A 473-nucleotide genomic window follows, 5' to 3' on the forward strand; every position below is an offset into this window, starting at 1 on the left:
CTGCGTTCCCGCCCTGGGGGAGTTCAAAGGGAGCTAGTTGTGTAGAACTTGCCGTGGCAAATATACATCCTTTTTTGAAACTGACAATAAAAAAAATAGCTTTTTTTTCATGATATTTTTAACTCGCTGACTGCTAACATATTGTTTAAAAACTTTTTTAAAAAAAATTTAGAATCGAAAACAAAATAATATATTTGTACTAACTAACTCAATTAATTCAATGGAAAATCAAACGCAAAGCAGAAACATTATTTTAAATTACGGCTTAATTTATGGAGCAATAATTATCTTTATCAATTTAATAATTTACGCATTAGGAATGACTTTTGACACAACAGGTGGTGTTATTAATATGGTTGCCCTTATACTTTGTATTGTCGTATTACCTGTGTTAGCAATTAAAAAATTTAAAAAAGAGAAAAATGGTTTACTTATTTGGGGGCAAGCTTTGAAAATAGGCGTTGGTATTGTTG

At 30.0% G+C, this 473-nt stretch carries 1 protein-coding gene; it reads left to right on the forward strand.

Translation table 11 applies throughout. From position 1 onward, the window contains the following. Positions 1–220: 220 nt before the first annotated feature. Positions 221–473: DUF4199 family protein (locus tag EHC72_RS22505; RefSeq protein WP_131539966.1), on the forward strand; the 253-nt coding region annotated here is incomplete at its 3' end.

Source organism: Pedobacter nototheniae, assembly GCF_004335085.1.
Taxonomy (GTDB): Bacteria; Bacteroidota; Bacteroidia; order Sphingobacteriales; family Sphingobacteriaceae; genus Pedobacter; species Pedobacter nototheniae.